At 49.8% G+C, this 16,716-nt stretch carries 11 protein-coding genes; 1 reads left to right on the forward strand and 10 read right to left on the reverse strand.

Going from position 1 to position 16,716, the window contains the following annotated elements:
• Nucleotides 1–27: 27 nt before the first annotated feature.
• The 3 genes from GZZ87_RS16115 to GZZ87_RS16125 form a co-directional block, all read right to left on the reverse strand.
• Complete coding sequence (locus GZZ87_RS16115; RefSeq protein ID WP_162071468.1) at nucleotides 28–1,119, reverse strand: DUF4340 domain-containing protein; 1,092 nt, start codon at nucleotides 1,117–1,119, stop codon at nucleotides 28–30.
• Nucleotides 1,120–1,127: 8 nt separating this feature from the next.
• Complete coding sequence (locus GZZ87_RS16120) at nucleotides 1,128–3,647, reverse strand: Gldg family protein (RefSeq protein WP_162024601.1); 2,520 nt, start codon at nucleotides 3,645–3,647, stop codon at nucleotides 1,128–1,130.
• Nucleotides 3,648–3,797: 150 nt separating this feature from the next.
• Nucleotides 3,798–4,598, reverse strand: a complete 801-nt coding sequence (locus tag GZZ87_RS16125) for a hypothetical protein (RefSeq protein WP_162024602.1) — start codon at nucleotides 4,596–4,598, stop codon at nucleotides 3,798–3,800.
• A gap of 244 nt (nucleotides 4,599–4,842) precedes the next feature.
• Between GZZ87_RS16125 and GZZ87_RS19925 the strand changes: the two genes are divergently transcribed.
• A complete protein-coding gene (locus tag GZZ87_RS19925; RefSeq protein ID WP_280178246.1) occupies nucleotides 4,843–4,974 on the forward strand; it encodes a hypothetical protein in 132 nt (43 codons plus the stop codon).
• 401 nt (nucleotides 4,975–5,375) lie between these two features.
• Here the strand turns inward: GZZ87_RS19925 and GZZ87_RS16130 are convergent, their stop codons facing one another.
• The 7 genes from GZZ87_RS16130 to GZZ87_RS16160 form a co-directional block, all read right to left on the reverse strand.
• Nucleotides 5,376–5,948: an EF-hand domain-containing protein gene (locus GZZ87_RS16130; protein WP_162051199.1), complete on the reverse strand. Its 573-nt coding sequence runs from the start codon at nucleotides 5,946–5,948 to the stop codon at nucleotides 5,376–5,378.
• Nucleotides 5,949–6,026: 78 nt separating this feature from the next.
• Complete coding sequence (locus tag GZZ87_RS16135; RefSeq protein WP_162024604.1) at nucleotides 6,027–7,649, reverse strand: sulfatase; 1,623 nt, start codon at nucleotides 7,647–7,649, stop codon at nucleotides 6,027–6,029.
• Nucleotides 7,650–7,683: 34 nt separating this feature from the next.
• Nucleotides 7,684–8,667 (reverse strand): family 16 glycosylhydrolase, encoded by a 984-nt coding sequence (locus GZZ87_RS16140; protein WP_162024605.1) that lies wholly within the window; start codon nucleotides 8,665–8,667, stop codon nucleotides 7,684–7,686.
• Nucleotides 8,664–11,078, reverse strand: coding sequence for a glycoside hydrolase family 42 (locus GZZ87_RS16145; RefSeq protein WP_244648102.1), 2,415 nt, complete (start codon nucleotides 11,076–11,078; stop codon nucleotides 8,664–8,666). The genes GZZ87_RS16140 and GZZ87_RS16145 overlap by 4 nt, the downstream gene beginning before the upstream one ends.
• A gap of 47 nt (nucleotides 11,079–11,125) precedes the next feature.
• Nucleotides 11,126–12,661, reverse strand: coding sequence for an arylsulfatase (locus GZZ87_RS16150; RefSeq protein WP_162024606.1), 1,536 nt, complete (start codon nucleotides 12,659–12,661; stop codon nucleotides 11,126–11,128).
• A 9-nt stretch (nucleotides 12,662–12,670) separates the two neighbouring features.
• Nucleotides 12,671–14,650, reverse strand: a complete 1,980-nt coding sequence (locus tag GZZ87_RS16155; protein ID WP_162024607.1) for a beta-L-arabinofuranosidase domain-containing protein — start codon at nucleotides 14,648–14,650, stop codon at nucleotides 12,671–12,673.
• 60 nt (nucleotides 14,651–14,710) lie between these two features.
• Nucleotides 14,711–16,273: an MFS transporter gene (locus GZZ87_RS16160; RefSeq protein WP_162024608.1), complete on the reverse strand. Its 1,563-nt coding sequence runs from the start codon at nucleotides 16,271–16,273 to the stop codon at nucleotides 14,711–14,713.
• Nucleotides 16,274–16,716 lie beyond the last annotated feature (443 nt).

Consider the following 16,716-nt stretch of genomic DNA (forward strand, 5'->3'; position numbering starts at 1 on the left):
GTCGCCTGCATATTTCAAAATAATCGTTCATTCAACTCCCTCCATGATACGAAACAAAGATTCACATTCTTCCAGTGCGACGTAAGCAATACGCCCCTTCAATCGGTTTACCCGTGCCAGATTCTGAGCATTCAACTGCTGTTCAAGATAGTTCATCTCCATCGCAACAGAAGAGACATCGACCGTAAACGGGACGAGTGACGACGCCATGCCATCACTAAAGAACCCAGCCTGTAATGCCTCTCTACGAATTTCAGTCTCACTCGGGGCAACTGGTCGACCAAACCGAAACCGATATGAATTACCACTAAAGTCCTCCACCAGCACGGACACTCCCTCCGTAGTCGCAAGCAAGGAGTCCGATGGATTCGAAATTCCCACTTGGCGACACCGACCTTGCTTCAAAAACGCCTCAAACGCAGCAAATTGATTCGGAGCGATCCGTTGAGCTTCCCCTGCATCCACATGATGAAAGAGCGATCCAAACATTTGCTCACGATAGAACGTATGCGTCACCGAGTCCGCATTGATAAAGTCCATCCGCTTGAACGATGGAATACGACAAAAGGAATGATCCGTCCAGAAACCTGACGCTGACGTCAAATCAACCAAGGATATTGGAACCAGAAATACCTCATCACTGGAGGAACGAATCACCCGCACATATCGACGTGCCAAAAAACCCATACCTACGACGTGCCCCGCACGCATATCTTTGGGGTAACTCAGATCTCCGAAAATAAGCGTCACACTCTCACTGGACTCAAACCCCAAAGTCACCGTCACACTGCCACTGTCTGATTCTAGGCCCAGTTTCCCCAGATCACTGAACGCAACCTTCATTCGTTTCCCAATTTCGACATCCGTTAAATTCCGAACCAACATCTGAATGCTCGTAGTTGCCGCAGGATAATCAACTGGATCATCCACCCACCAGCCAGCGTCTTTACGAACCAGCAGCGTGCGACCTTCAGCAGAAGACAGCTCAATCGAATCAACCGATTGAGTCTGTAAGCAAGGCAGCAGATAGTCGATAGTCGGTTCTAGTTCAGTAGAAGGCCGACAACCAAGCACTACCAATAATCCAAGCGCCACAATCAGTTGCAGCAAAACTGTCATCACATGGTTCATCGACATCCTCCTCTACATTTCCGAGCACGGAACGTCGTCACCGCAACTCCCATTAGAACAGTCAACAGTGGCGTCGACAGGACATTGATCCACTTAATGGCATTGAGCCGACTCTGGACTTCAGCTTCTCGCTGACTGCGCACACTAGATAGATCTGCAAGCTTTAGCCGAAGCGCTTGAGTCAAGGCGACCACCTGAGATCCCCCTTGACTATTGCGTGACGTTGCTAAGCGACGCGCTTGGCTCGCTTGTTCAAGATTTCCTTCCAGTAAGCTAATTTCCTGAGCCAGTTCAGCTATCGGCTCTCGATATGGCGCCACGAGTGACTGGCGTATCGCATCCCATCCATCCAGAGGACGCTTTGCCAAACTCCGTATGCGCAGCTCATGCAGAGAACGCTCCCCCGCGAGAAAATCGATAATACTCTGCATCAACCCCACATTCGCGTTCATCGACTCGATTCGCCCACTCTGATCCTCGACTCCTGCGACCGTTCCGTATAGCCAATCAACATCTGAGACCACCAAGACGCGGCCCTCATTTGGATCGTCCGTGCTGGTTTGTAGAACCATTAAGGGCAACCCGAAAGGCAATGGCTCAAACTGTCCCATCGTCTGCTCAAGCTGCGATGTATGTCCTTCAGCTACAATTGATACATCCGCCAGTAACGCAGCCCTAGACGTCCGAACTAATCCGACCGACTCATAGCCATCGATCGCAGCCACTTCTAACGCGCCCACACAGCAGAAATGAACATAATCAAAGCCAGCAGTGATCGCATGCTCTGGATTAAATTCTCCCAATCCTAAAGTCAGAATAGCGGGATTTGAGGAGCTTCCTTCCTCCGTGACATGCTCAGTCGCTAAGTCAAAGTCATACACTAAGCGATTATCTGAAAGGGTAATGCCTCGCCGTTGAATAAACTCCGGAAGCTGTGAACTTTCCAACGCCGCCAAGTTTGAATCCCCAAAAGTTTGAGCCATCAACGAATAGGGATCTGCCAACACAACAAGATCACCACCTTGCTGCACGAATGATTCGAGTCGATTCGACAGCCCAGGATCTTTAACATTCTGATGTAACAACAGTATCATATCCAGATCGCTCCAATCCGAGTCCATAGAGAGGCCGCGCAGATTGTAACGCTGTTTTAAGACCTGAATACCAGTCCAATATTCAGCAGCCAGACGATCGCTTCGCGACTCAGTGAACGGGCTCAGAATACCAATCGTTCGCCTTTCGATTTGGCCAACATCCAAGACCGCTTGCACCATGTCTCCCATAAAATAGCGTTCACGCTCTGGATCGATTACATCAAACACACGCTTCCGATCCAAGCTCTCAACCACCAACCCGAACATCAACGGCTCCCCTTGATCAACCGAAAAGCTAGCCACTTCATCGGTCGCAGCAATACGTGCCGCTTGAGCATCACGACTCGGATCCAACACTTCAAAAGTCACTCGATGATTCGAACCATCAACAACCTGTTCCATCATCTCACGAATGCGCCGCTCATAACGAACCAAGTCGAAGCCGAATTCTGGATGATGCGAAGTCGCAAACAATCGAACGATCACCTCCCGTTCAAGACCGCTTAACTCTTCCGCGACAGCCTGCGGCAAACTGTAACGCTGATCTTCAGTCATGTCGATTCGTCCAGGTATCACACTCAAGGCCACTGCAAGTAGCGCGTAGATGCTCAACGCCAACCATACTGGAAAACCATACGTCAAAGCCCTGCTCAACCACGTCCCTCGCGTGCGACTGCCTCGCTGTATCAACAACGCACGTTGGCAAATCGCCAATGCTACGATACTTAGCAGTAAAAATCCGAGCAAACCAGCCAGTTCGATACGACCTTCAATAAAAGGGTCGAACTTCGGTGTAATTGAAATCGCAGCTAGACAATCTGTCATCCATTCCAAACTTGGAAATGAACTCAGAATGATATTCGCGACTCGAGTGACCCCACTGGTAATCAACACCAAACACAATGCAACCGAGCACACAAAAGCACCAATGGATCCTCGCATAAATGCACAGACAGCAAGGCTTACTGAGGCGAATGCACATCCACATAAAAGACTACCAAGGTAGCCTGACACGATCACACCCAGGTCAGGATTCCCCAGCCACATAACAGTCACCACTGCTGGAGCAGTGAGAAATAAAGAAAACGCAACGACACCAAACGCAGCACATGCTTTTGCCAAAACCAAAGTGCCCATTTGTATCGGCTGAGTGCCCATCACTTCAAACAGTCCGCAGTGACTCTCCTCCGACCAACTCCGTATTCCAATCACCGGCGTCGTCATGGCAAAAACCCAAGGAATCCAACGAAAAAATGAATAGGATAATTCCGCCTCATTCACCTCCATAAATCCCCCCAACAGGAACATCGCCGCCAACGAGAAGAACGAGAATAGCACACAGTGCGAATACAGCACCGAGCTATACCACCAACTAGACAGTTCACGTAGGATTAGCACCCACACCTGGTTCAACATATTCATGAATCAATCAATAACTTTGAGTTCGTCTGAATACCATCCATCCAAACAGTCCGAAAAAGCAGGGGCAGTCTCAACCACCCCTGCTCGTCAATTAGATCTGGATTACCAGCAAGCAGCTGAATCTACCCAGTGACACACTCACACATCGGTCTATCTATCGACCCATGCGCATTCTAGTGTCGCGACCTTACCTGGAATATCCACGTTATCAAAACGCCACGGTTTGTTATGAATGTTAATGACTGATCCAACATTGTGATCACTCAAGCGTGTCCACCGAACGTAATCACTATCACGTTTCACTTTAAAAAAGGTTCGAGCGCTATTGCTCAGGCAGGTATAATTCGCCCAATCAGTCGCAGCCGATAGTTCACCAAAATCCTTAATGCCGATGTTAGTGCGAGATAGGCTATCCCATTTAATGAAATTCGCGACAATCACCTGATTTGGCTTCAACTCAAAGAAGTCAATTTCGTGTGATTTACGATTACTCGATGTGCCTGAAGGCTCCAACCAAAACGAGGCTTGAGAACGCTTCACTTGATCTTTCAGCGAATTTGAACCGCCAGCGCTGGAACCACTAGTGGAGCCGTTCGCGACCATGCGGCAACGTGCGGTGATCCGATTACCATTGAAGGCCGTGTTGTGCCGAACACCGCCACCATATGCAATCGTGTCGTCTGAGGGCAAATTGTCGGACTTACAGATTAACTTCCCATCTGAGAAGCTTACTTTATTAGCCTTAAATCCGATATTAAATAGATGGTTACTCTGCTTATTTCGAGACGTGGTATCGTAATACCAACCTCCGCTTAGACTGTCCATTGGCCAATCCTTATTGGATTGAGCTGATGATTCCTTGGGGAGAAGGAATGTCGATGCAGCGAATGCAAACACTGAAGTTGTAATCATGCGTCGGAGTAGAGCCGACTGATTGCTTGTATTATTCATACTAGTTTTTCATTGGGTTTTTTCGGGCAGATTCGAAGTCGATCGAACCTTAGAGGGGTATTTTGCGTGATACTAAAACGGGGGAATATCACACTGAACTGAATGAATCAAAGATGCACGTTTATTCGGACTAACGGCATGCTCTGTCAAATAAAGCATGGTTGCATCCGTGTTTTTTACAGGATCGGCCGACTCGAATCCCAGAGTTCGAGTGCAGCACTATAACGGTGTGTTAAGCCCACAAATGAAAAAATTATATAACTTCGAGGAGCTCGGTTTTCGCACGCTATGGAGCGTGGGCGTCTCGCCCTACGAACCGAATCTAAGCGTCTCGCCCTACGAACCGGACCTAAGCGTCTCGCCACCACAACCGTAGGCCGGAGGCCTACGCTCCATAAATGCCCCTGTAAACGCTCCATCTATTAAACCTAAAAAGGTGAGTTAAACCACCGATTTTAATCCTGCATGGAGCCCCGTGATCTGTTAGCGGGCCGTTCTGCGGCGGCGTAATCAGCACCATTCCATTTGCGTAAGGAAAAATAAATCATCACATCGCCGATGTAAAACCCAGTCACTGACACGAAAAAAGGCGCGAACCGAAGTTCGCGCCTCAATTCAAGGGCACCCTATATACCCTCAAATTCGAAACACCGAAGTGTTTCCTAACCCTAACAATAATCCTATATGAAATTACCTGATGAAGAATTTAACAGATTTCAGCCTACCCGCCTAGTGACGTTCCTATAATATACATTGCGATTCTTACACAGAGGCTGGCTACTGACCAAATGCCTCCGCGGGGCTCAACTTACCGTCACCATTCGTATCTTTCTTCTTAAAAGGCCCCGGCGCCCATGTCTTAGCGTCGCGGTGTGGTTGATTCTGAGCCAACCACACTGACAAGTAGCTAGTGAACTCTTCGAGCGAAAGATAACCATCCTGATCCACATCGTTGTCTCTAAAGCGTTGCTGTAAATTGCGCGGCGTCTTCGGAGGGAAGACGTATTCTGGTGCGGGTGTCTCGACAACAACCTCTGGCTCTGGTTCGACGACTTCGACTATCACTGGTTCTGGCTCGACGACTTCGATCACCTCCACGATGGGCGCAGGTGCTACGACGATGATCGGCTCTGGCTCAACGACGATGGCTGCGATCGCAGGTTCGTGCATTTCGATTGGAGAGATAACGTCTGGCACCTCCATCACAGGCTCTACTCGTTGCGCAGGAGACGTTCCTAAACTGGAAGCAGGTGCTTGTGGAGCGGATGGTTGACTCTCTTTAGTGGTTTCGGAGCAACCAGCAAATGCTAGGGTGCAGACGAGCGTAAGTATGCATTGGGTATTATTCATAGACATATAGAGTATAACTCCTCACGGTTCCAAATAACAGTGGCATTCTAACAATAAAGAAGGCCAATTCCGACACTGCTACTTCGCACAACAAGTCGGGCGACTGCCCTGCCAACCCGCATCAAACTGCTTGAGCAATTCTTCGACGATGGCTGCATTGTCCTTTGCGATGTTAACCGTTTCGTTGGCATCTTGGTCGTGATCATACAGCTCGACGAAGACAGGCTCGGCGCTTGGGTTTTCGACATCCTTCCAAACGACCAAGCGATAGCGATCTGTGCGCATGCTGTAACCCATCAGGCGATTCTCGAAGAGATCGCGATCCCACTTCTCACCTTGCTGCTCGATAATACGACCTTCGACTTCTTTGATCAGTGGCCCGAAGAATGTCTCACGCATACCAGGAGACAGTGGGTTTGCAGCCCACTCACGTAGAGCAGGATCTGGGAACTGGCTGAATGCTGCGGCTTCCCACGGACGGCTCGGATCTGCGAGCAATGGTGTAAAGCTCGTGCCTTCTAAATGATCAGGCATCGGTAACCCGGCCAACTCTGTGAGTGTCGGATAAATATCAACCAATTCGACCAGTGCATCCGTCGTTTTGCCACGACTGCCTGCTGGCATGTCTGGTGTCCAAATCATCATCGGCACACGCGTTGCAATTTCGTAATTCGTCGCCTTGCCCCAAATTCCCATATCTCCGAGGTGCCAACCATGGTCGCCCCAGACGATAATGATGGTATTATCGCGCACGCCTGCCTCTTCCAGAGCTTCGATCACAAGACCGATCTGCGCATCAATATAAGTGACACATGCGAGATACGCGTGCTTCAAGTTACGCGCTAATTCGTCGTCAATATCGCCACTTTTTGGAATTCCATCGCGCACACGTAACTCAAACGAAGCATGTAAGCCCATCGCAGCACCGTCCTTGGGGCCTTCGACTTGTGTCGCAAGTGGAATATCGTCGTGGTCATACATATCCCAATAACGCTTGGGTGCGATAAAATCGAGGTGTGGTTTATAGAAGCCCATGCCGAGGAAGAAAGGCTTATCCTCCTGCAACATTTCCTTGAGCGTAGCAATCGCGACCTGTGCATTATAGCCATCACGATATTCCGTATCCGCGACATCTGCGAACTCATAGGCAGGCCCTTGCACGATACCGGTGCGTCCGATGCCTTTGCCATATTTGGCTTCGAGCGTCTTTTTATTACGCGCTTGGATCGCACGGTTCTCCTTCAATGCGTAAGGATAATACGGCTTTTTAAGTTTAATCCGAGCGGGATCACGGCTCCAAGAAAACTCAGGATCGGAGTGCACCAGGTTATGATAAATCTTACCGATTTGCACCGCCTCGTAGCCGTTGGCAATGAAGTGCTGCGAAAGCGTCACTAGATCGGGGTTGAGCTCACGCAAATTCGCAGAGTTCTCGACCACACGATTACTATCGGGGCGCATGCCACTCATAAGGCTGGCACGTGATGGACCGCAAATCGCCTCTTGACAATAGGCCCGGTTAAAGAGCAAGCCCTGACTCGCCAATTTGTCGAGGTTCGGAGAGATCGCAATCTCAGAGCCATAGCAGCCCAGTTCGGGACGCAGGTCGTCGATCGCAATGAACAGAACGTTCGGCTGACTTGCAGCAAAACTACTTAATGCGAGACAGCCCGCTGCTAAAATTGTGGAAATTCGTTTCATATCAGATACATTTAGTGGTTCATACAATAGTAGGTCAGTTCGCTTTCTGCCAGACACGGACATACTCGATTTCGTAATCGACGACTCCGTCCTCTTTCTCGCCAGCGGGGCTGTTGAGCTCCAAGTCTTCTTTACTCTCGGGAATTCCGTGCCATGGAAATATTTCGTTATCCAACCAAATATTGATCGGCACCGTGGCGACATATCCATCGTAGTCATCGGGGACATCACGATTTTTCTTCGCCCATGCGGTCGCCTCTTCAGCGGTTACGCCTGTAAAGCGCTCACCATCGACATAGTATTTAATGCCAGTCTCATCCCACTCGATCCCATACACATGGAAATCGTCAGCGAAGCGAAAACCGATGTCCTTTCGCTCGGTATAAGAAGGTTGCCCCTTTAGATTGGTCCAATCACGAATCGACCACCACAACTGGCTATCGAGGTGCGATTTATTGCCGCGTCCATCTCCATAGGCTTCGAAGAAGTCAAACTCGATGCCCTCGCCCATCGACCAAAAGGCGCTGGTGACCTGCGCATCGGCGGCCTTACTCTTAATCTCGATGTAGCCATACTTAAATTCCTTGCGCGAAATGAAGCAAGCTGTGGTGATATTCTCATAAGGCAGCGCTTCGCCAAAGACAGGCTGACGTATCTCATCGCTAAACGGGAAGTCAGGCTCCCAGCGCGTCTCAAGCTTCAGCTTACCGTCTTCCAGACGATAGTTACGCCCAGAAAACTGCGACGGCGCACGCCCCGTCCACACTCGTTTCTCTGGCTTATCGGGATGCTTATAAAAAGGAACGCCGTCTTTGAATTTTCCTACGATATACCAACGATCTTCATCGATCTCGGTGCCCTCAAACTCATCGCTCACCACTGTGTTGTAAACCCATCCACCGACATTGTCGGGATCTGAGAATGGCAATGGCTTGTCTGAGCTGCCTCCATTCAACGCAGGCACAATGGATAGTGCGCACGCGCTCAGAAGTATACCTCTGACTCGATCGTAAATCATAGTCCTACCTTCACCTCCAGTAAGAGAACTCCGTTCGGCTCTAGTTCAAATTCGGAACCAATTGTTTGGCCGGTTAACATGTTGACCGCAGCTACGGATTCGCCGCTTTGACGTGTCAAGTTCAAGTCAGCTGAGTGCTTTCCTAGGTTCAGAATGTTCACAAGATATCCATCACCAGTCAGATTCTTGACCACTCGCCAAGTGCAGCCCTTATGCGTGGTGCCATTGTCTTCATGCACCAAAATCGGCAGTAAGTCATCTGGCAATTGCTCAAGCGCGAGGTCTTTAATTGATCCAAGCAAGCGGTCTGCTCCAAGAGCAACCAGCTTCCCTTTGCTAGCCTTCAACTGTTTGCTGCGTGATTGACCATATTCATTCTTGGTGAGGCTTTGACTGTCCAGCAAGACGGTGCCCCCATTATCCAAATAGCCCTGCAGCGCATCAAACTCGGCATCGGTCACAAACTCAGTCTTATAAACTAGGATTGCGTCCCATTCGTTAGCATCTTGCTTCTGGATGATCTTCTGGGTCGCATAACCGAGCGGAAAACCTTCGAAGAACAATTGCTCATAAACTTCAAAATGTTCCGACATATGACGCGGCTTATTAATCGCCGAAGTTTCAGAGTAGAAAAAACGAATGGGGCGGCGTTGCTTGCGGACAGCCATCACCTCCTCAGAGAAGCTGTTCAGATCATACATGACCTGCGTCACTTCATTGACTACATGCGGCTGCTGGTTGGCAGATGCCGCATACGAGCCCGCGAGTGCTGGATCGAAGAAATCCAACTCTCCTTCCATGCGGTCTTCAGGTGAACCGTCTGGATCGCGCGCCCACCACCATGCGAGATTCGCGTCCATCCCCTGAATCGTGGCCAACCAGTAAACGTTTCGCACATAGGCTGCTGGCTGGTCCAGCTCTCTCACCCATGAAGCAGAGAGAAAGTGATTTTCCGAATTAAAGTGAATTTTGTTGGGCGAGACCGATTCCATGAAATCGTAAGTCATGCTCAATTCTTCCCAGAAATAAGCGTAATGTGCTTCCCACGGCGCCGGCTGCTTCGCGTTGAGATTGCGAATCCATTGCGTCTTCGCATCATCACCGATGATGGATGTGAGTTCCGTCAATGCTTCCATATCGATACCGTGCGAGCGATAGTTCTCGGAAAAGAGATTGGGCTGCAACTTAATGCTCGTATCTGCATCTGGGTTACCTTTACGCAACTCATCTTGAATGTAGGTAAACCAATCCGTGACACGATCCATATTATAACGGCAGAAATCATACCACATAGGTTTGCCTCTGTAAGAACGTGAAATCGGGAACGGATACGTCACAGCATCGAAGCTAGCAAACGATGTCTTCCAATTCTGATTCAACAGTTTGATGTCACCGTCGTAGTTTTGCTCTAACCAGACCTTGAAGTTCGCATCCGTATAAGAGGACAAAGCATTCATTTCCTTGTAACGCTGCGTCCAATGCTCTTTTGCGGCATACCAGTGCGGTTCATTTGAAAGAATGTAACCGAGCTGAGTCACCTTTTTGCCCTGAGTGAGCTCTCCTGACTTTTGAGCAATCTGTCCCCACACATCACGCACGAGAGGATTATCGATATCAAAGCCTGTAAAAAGGCCGCGACCTAAATTGGCTTCAGGCTCCTGCTCTAGCACCCAATCAGGAATGCCGCCGTTCCAGAACAATAGAAAGCCGACGTTCGTGTCGGAGATATCGGTGATCTCGCTCAAGAGTGCGTCGTCAAACGTGCCATCTTCCTGAAGTAGGAATGAATTGATCGCGCGGTCGTGATCGACTGGATACAGGTTCTCCCCACCGTGGAAAATTGCCCCTAGATGGTCGTTGTAAACCTGGGTATCAGTCAACGGACGCCCCACTGACTTAGAGAAATAATCATAGAGAAAGATCGGCTTACCATTGCTCAGCAATACATCTTCACTCACTTCGATGTTTTGCCAATCGACCTTGTTAACCGGGCGGCGAACAATCTTTCCGCTCAAGACATCTTCAAGTGTATCGATCCCATCATCGAGCATCTCGATCACTTTTTTGCGTTCAAAGTCAGGCAACTCCTCGGCCAGCTTCTTTTTCTGACTCTTAAAGGGCTGATGATACACACCAAACAAATATTCATTCGCCTCCGTATTGGCTTCGTCCCAATTGGCAAACTTCAGAAATTCCTTAGAAAACCAGACAACGGTTTCCTCACGAGTGACGTCGATCGACTTCGAACGTGCGTCCGCCATTAAACTCTCGATTGAGCTAATTTTGGACAAGGCTTGTGCTTCGTATTGTGACTCTGCTTCGGCTAGATGGCAGCTAGTGCCGACTACGAGACAGGCCAACAGCGTGAACCCATATTGCATACAACTTGAGCCGTATTTTTTGATGATCATAGTATTAATTAGTAGAAGGATTCAGCCATTCACCCGTGGGAATGGCATTAGTGTGTTTGTGAATAAGCACGGATGCTCTTGGATGACTTTAATTCTTTCAGGCGCAGTGACATGCTCTGCGCTTTCTCGGGGTATTGTAGGATGAGGTTGTTCTGCTCACCGACATCCTTGCTGAGGTCATATAGGCAGTCTTCGAGTGGCCAAAAGCCTCGGGCATATTTCGGCGCCATCGCGGGAATAAACTTCCAGTCACCCATGCGCAGGGCGACGCCCCTGCCCTCCTCGATCAATAATTCAGAACCGGTGGCATCTTCACCAAGCAGCGCCGCAAGTGCATCGCGGCTGTCGCGACCTTCATCTGCACTTAGTTCGACATTCAGCAAATTCGCAAACGAAGCCATGTAATCGATCTGGTTCACCGTCGCTTGCGAAGTGCCGGCCTGAATCTTTGCCGGCCAACGAATGACCATAGGCACACGCGTGGAACCTTCATAGATCTCATACTTACCGCCCCGCCATGGGCCAGAGGCATCATGTCCATTGCCGCTTTTAGGAGAATAGAGCTCCACCTTTTCAGTCGATGGATAGCTGTCATCGTGATGCGTCGGGCCATTATCACTCGTAAAAATTACGATGGTATTCTCAGACAACCCGTATCTTTCGAGTTCTTCTAGAATCGCACCGACCGCCCAATCCAATTGCACCATCGCATCTCCACGAGACCCCAGCTTCGTGGCACCTTTGAAGCGCTGATTCGGGGCATTCGGAATGTGAATATCCTGTGCCGAGTATATGAGGAAGAAAGGTTGATCACGATGCTCAGTGATAAACTCACGAGCTTTGCCGACGAATACATCCGTCGAAGTATAATCGTCCCACAACGCAGACTGACCTCCAGACATGTAGCCGATACGTCCGATGCCGTTCACAATACTTTTATAGAACACCTCATTAGAATCTTTGCGGGCATCCGGATATTGTGTGCTACCTGCGATCTGCACATCGGCAAGTGTGTCGCCGACATAGATCGGATCATTGGGATCTAAGTTCACCACATGATGCCCATCAACATACACACATGGCACACGATCATTCGTAGTAGGCAGTAGAAAAGCCGAATCGAAGCCCAGTTCCAGCGGCCCCGGTTTCAAGGCTCCGTTCCAATTCGGCCCCGTGTCTTTGTCCCCCAGACCCAAGTGCCATTTGCCAACGATGCCTGTGCTGTAGCCAGCTTGTTTGAACAGACGAGGCAACGTCATGGCATCTGGATCGATCAACAACGGTTCGTTCGGCGGCGCAATCCTCACGTTATGGCGAAAGGCTTGAACACCAGTCAACAGCGAGTAACGCGAGGGTGTGCAAGTGGAGGCGGAACTGTGTCCGTCGGTGAAGTTCAATCCCCCAGCAGCAAGCTGGTCGATATTCGGCGTGTCGATCTGCGTGGCACCATTGACGCCGACATCGGCATAACCGACATCGTCGCCATAGATGAGCACCACATTCGGACGGCTCAGATTCGCTGCGGATGCGCAAGCCAATCCACTAGCCACAATCAAACTGATCCATCTGGTTACACCTTGCATATCAATCGGCTAGCTCCAAATAACAGGCAGAAAGACGGACATCTCGGCTGCGCCGCGATTACTCCATGCATAGTAAGGCACGAACTGTGCATCATGCGGGATGAACTCAGGCTTCTTCACCTCGTGATACATGCCTGGTGCGGCATTATCTTTACGCAGTAGCACGTTGCCATGAATCGTAGTGAGACCACCAAGGAACTGTGGCTGATGCTTTAACGTCAGTTCAGTATCACCTGAAACGTATACATCGACGATGTTCGCATCTTTCGGCAGGTCTGGAGATTCCACACAATACACAACGGGTCCACGTTTGATCGCGACTTGGTTGCGAATCTCTTCGATACGCGTGTGGCCTTCGATGAAGCGAATGTCCATAGGCATGTCGATTTCGATGACATCGCCGGCCTTCCAATTGCGCTCGATCTTAGCAAACGAACCAGGAACCGCAGCTATGCCAGACACCTCGCCGTTGATCTTGATACTGGTGCCATGCGCCCAATCTGGGATACGCAATAGGATTTCAAATGCGTCCTCCTTACAGGATTCGACGGTAATCTTCACTAGGCCTTCCCATGGATACTGAGTTTCTTGCTTGAGCGCAATTTGAGAACCGTCCGACATGGTGGTCGAGAGAGTATTACCACCGTAAAGATTCACGGACACACCGTTCTCGGAAAGACTGTAGGCCCAGGACGAAGACTTCGCGATGGTGCGAACGACATTCGGCGGGCAGCAGAAGCAGTAGAGATAGGGCAAGCGATCTGGCGACTCGGTATTCATCACCGAGTAATCGCGCGCGCCTTCGATCTTACGCAAAGGGTTCGCATAGTAGTATTTCTTACCACAGATACTGATCCCAGAGAGGCTACTGTTATGCAGCACGAGCTCCATAATGTCGGCGTATTTGGATTCGCCCTTAATGCCGAGCATACGGTGACTGAACATCGCATTACAGATGTTCGCACAGGTCTCATTGTATGCGGTCATATTCGGCATCATGTATTCGTCGATGAAGCCCTCTTCGATCATATCGAGACGTGACGAGGCACCGTAGTGCGTCTGACCGACGGCACCGGTGGCATACATCTTCTTTTTTGTGACATTGTCCCAAAGACGATCCAGCGCATCAATTAGCGCCTTCTCACCAGTCTCTGCATACACATCAGCCGCACCGGAATAGTAATACAGTGCGAGCACGGCGTGCCCGACCGCTTCAGTCTCATCGCGTAGCGGCACACGTTCTTGCACCATATCGCCAATTGGATAGCCGACCGTGGTGGAATCGTGCACCATTTCGGACTGACCACGATTGTTGATAAAAATCTCAGCCAGTTCCAGATAGCGCTTATCCTTCACCGTGCGGTAAAGCTCAACCAGTCCCATGATCTGAGTTTGGTTAAAACCGAAACGCTTCAATTCATCTGGGCATGGGTTAAAGAGCTTGCAGAGTAGATCCGCATTCTTGATCGCAATGTCCAGGAAGTTGGTCTTCCCCGTCATACGATGGTGGATACAAGCCGTGGTGTAAAGGTGGCCACAGTTATACATCTCGTGATACTTACGATTCGAGAAATGGTCGATGCCATTGATCTGAATATAAGCGTGCAGATAGCCATCCGCTTCTTGCGCTTGCGCAAGGACATCAATGATCTCGTCAAGCTCGGTAATGATGGATTCGTTCTCGTTTAAACCGTAGACGTAGCAAGCCGCTTCCATCCATTTAAAGAAATCGGCATCATGCCAGAACTCACCTTGGTGCTTCCCCTCTTTCAGCCCCGCTGCGATCTTGAAGTTGTTATAGCCGTGGCCGATATCGCCCTTCAACAAGGTGCCCATGTAAGGCACCATCACTTCTTCGCAAACCTTAGTCTTGTCCGCCCAGAAGCCTTCCGTCCAACGGCAATCTCCATGATTAATGGATCGGAGTGCCACGTGTGGACTCTCAGATGTGTTCAGTTCCGTTTTAGAGTGAATGATTGTATCAGTCATAAGAATTCAAATAAATGTGTGTTACAATTAGAAGTGATTGGTTGCTGCGCAGCCGTGCGACTATTTCGAGAGTGCGGCTTGAATTTCTTCAATCGTCATGTTCTTCGTTTCCTTCAGGGTGAAGAAGAGCACCACGAGTCCAACCGCCACCGTCACGGCATAGCAGAGGAAGATCGGGCTCATGCCCATATTCTCCAATTGCCAAGGAAAGAACTGCTGCACCACATAGTTCACGATGCTGCTGACGATCGCGAAGAACGGAATCGCGAGTCCGCGCACTGTGATCGGGAAGATCTCTGAAAAGAGCACCCACATCAATGGACCGACAGAAATATGGAAGGCTGCGACCACACTTAAGATACAGATCAACACGAGCTTTGCATTCATATCGATCGCCTTCGCCAGAATGTCGTTTTGATACTTTGCCGCAGCTTCGTCGCCAATGGCAGTCTTCAGCGCCTGCTTAAATGCGATGTCACTTGCATACTCGACATCAACCATGGAGCTAAGCGCAACGACATCCACCGTCTCGGACATTTCGGCAATATCCTCTTGAGTCAAAACATAGCGTGCTTCGTGAAATGCGAAGGAGCTCAGACCAAGACTCACGATAATCCAAACCATGCCGCCGATAATGAGCGGACGACGACCCAGCTTATCCACCAGCAGTAATCCGAAAACCGTGAAGACCAACGCGGTCAATCCAATCCAAATCGCTTGAGAAAAGGCTGCATTTTCGCCGGCCCCCAATTGCTGGAACACCGTCGGGGCATACACCAGAATCGCATTGATCCCTGTAGCTTGCTGAGCGACCGAAATCGTCAACGCAATGATCATCGTCAAACGCATCGGACTGCCGAGCATTTCCTTGATTTGCCCTCCGATCGTGTGCTTCTCATCGCCCATATGCATACTGTCATTCATCTCATCGATGTGATGGCCAATCTGTTCTTCGGGAAGCAGTTTACGCAAGGTCGACTTTGCACACTCGACGCGCTTTTGCAGCATGAGCCAGTAAGGACTTTCTGGGATTTTCAGAAGCAGGAAAAACCAGACGAGTGCAAACGGGATTTCCGAACCAAGCATCCAGCGCCATGTATGTTTATCCACCCCCAGGGAGAGCGCCAAATCAGACCCAGAGCCTGCGAGCTGTAAGATGTAGTGATTGACAAAATACGCGCCAGATAAGCCGACGACGATGTTGATCTGTGTCATCGACACGAGCTTCCCGCGCCATGCTGGCGGAGCAATTTCACCGATATACATCGAAGCCAATGTAATCGAACTAAATGCCAACCCACCCAAGAAACGGGCGGCGACCAGCATTTCAAAGCTCGTTGCAAAGGCGGAACCTAGCGCTGAAACCAAATACAAGACAGCCACCACCAGGATCGCGAGTTTACGCCCCCAACGATCACTCAGATAACCCGCAAACGGCAGCGCAATTAACACACCCAGCGCTGGCGCACTGGCCGCAGTGCCGACCTCTAAAGAACTCAAGCCAAACTCAAGTTTAAGGAACTCAAGCGTTCCGGAAATAAGAACGGCATCTAAGCCAAATAGAAAGCCCCCCATTGCCACGATCGTGGCGAAGGTAAATGCATTGCGTTGATATGAGGTCATAATTTTCAGAATAAAGGGGCGGTTCAGTAAGAAACAGCCCGTTCGGCTGCGTCAGTGAGACATAAGGTCTGTGATAATAGCGAAGTATCCCATATTTGGACGAATCAGAGAATAGCGAATACTCTAATAAACATAGCTGATCCTGTAATCTGGGCAGCGTGCCCCCCATCTAAGTTGGACAAAGCCCGTAGCGTGCAACTTTAACAATCGCCACCAGTAGGGGCTTTGCTCGCGAAGACCGCGAAAACGCCACAACGCAACGCACCCCGAAAAGCCATCGATACCACCACAACACTCCAAACGAAAACGGTGATAACGGTTCGCGAAAGTCGCCTGCAAACACTTCATTCCATAAATTGACCGTAGCGTTCCTGCTAGCTGTTTCAGCGGAGTGCTGCTACCACCCGTAAGCCAAATCCTTAAGGACTTGAGTAATTTGAGAC

This window comes from Lentimonas sp. CC4, assembly GCF_902728235.1.
Lineage (GTDB): Bacteria > Verrucomicrobiota > Verrucomicrobiia > Opitutales > Coraliomargaritaceae > Lentimonas.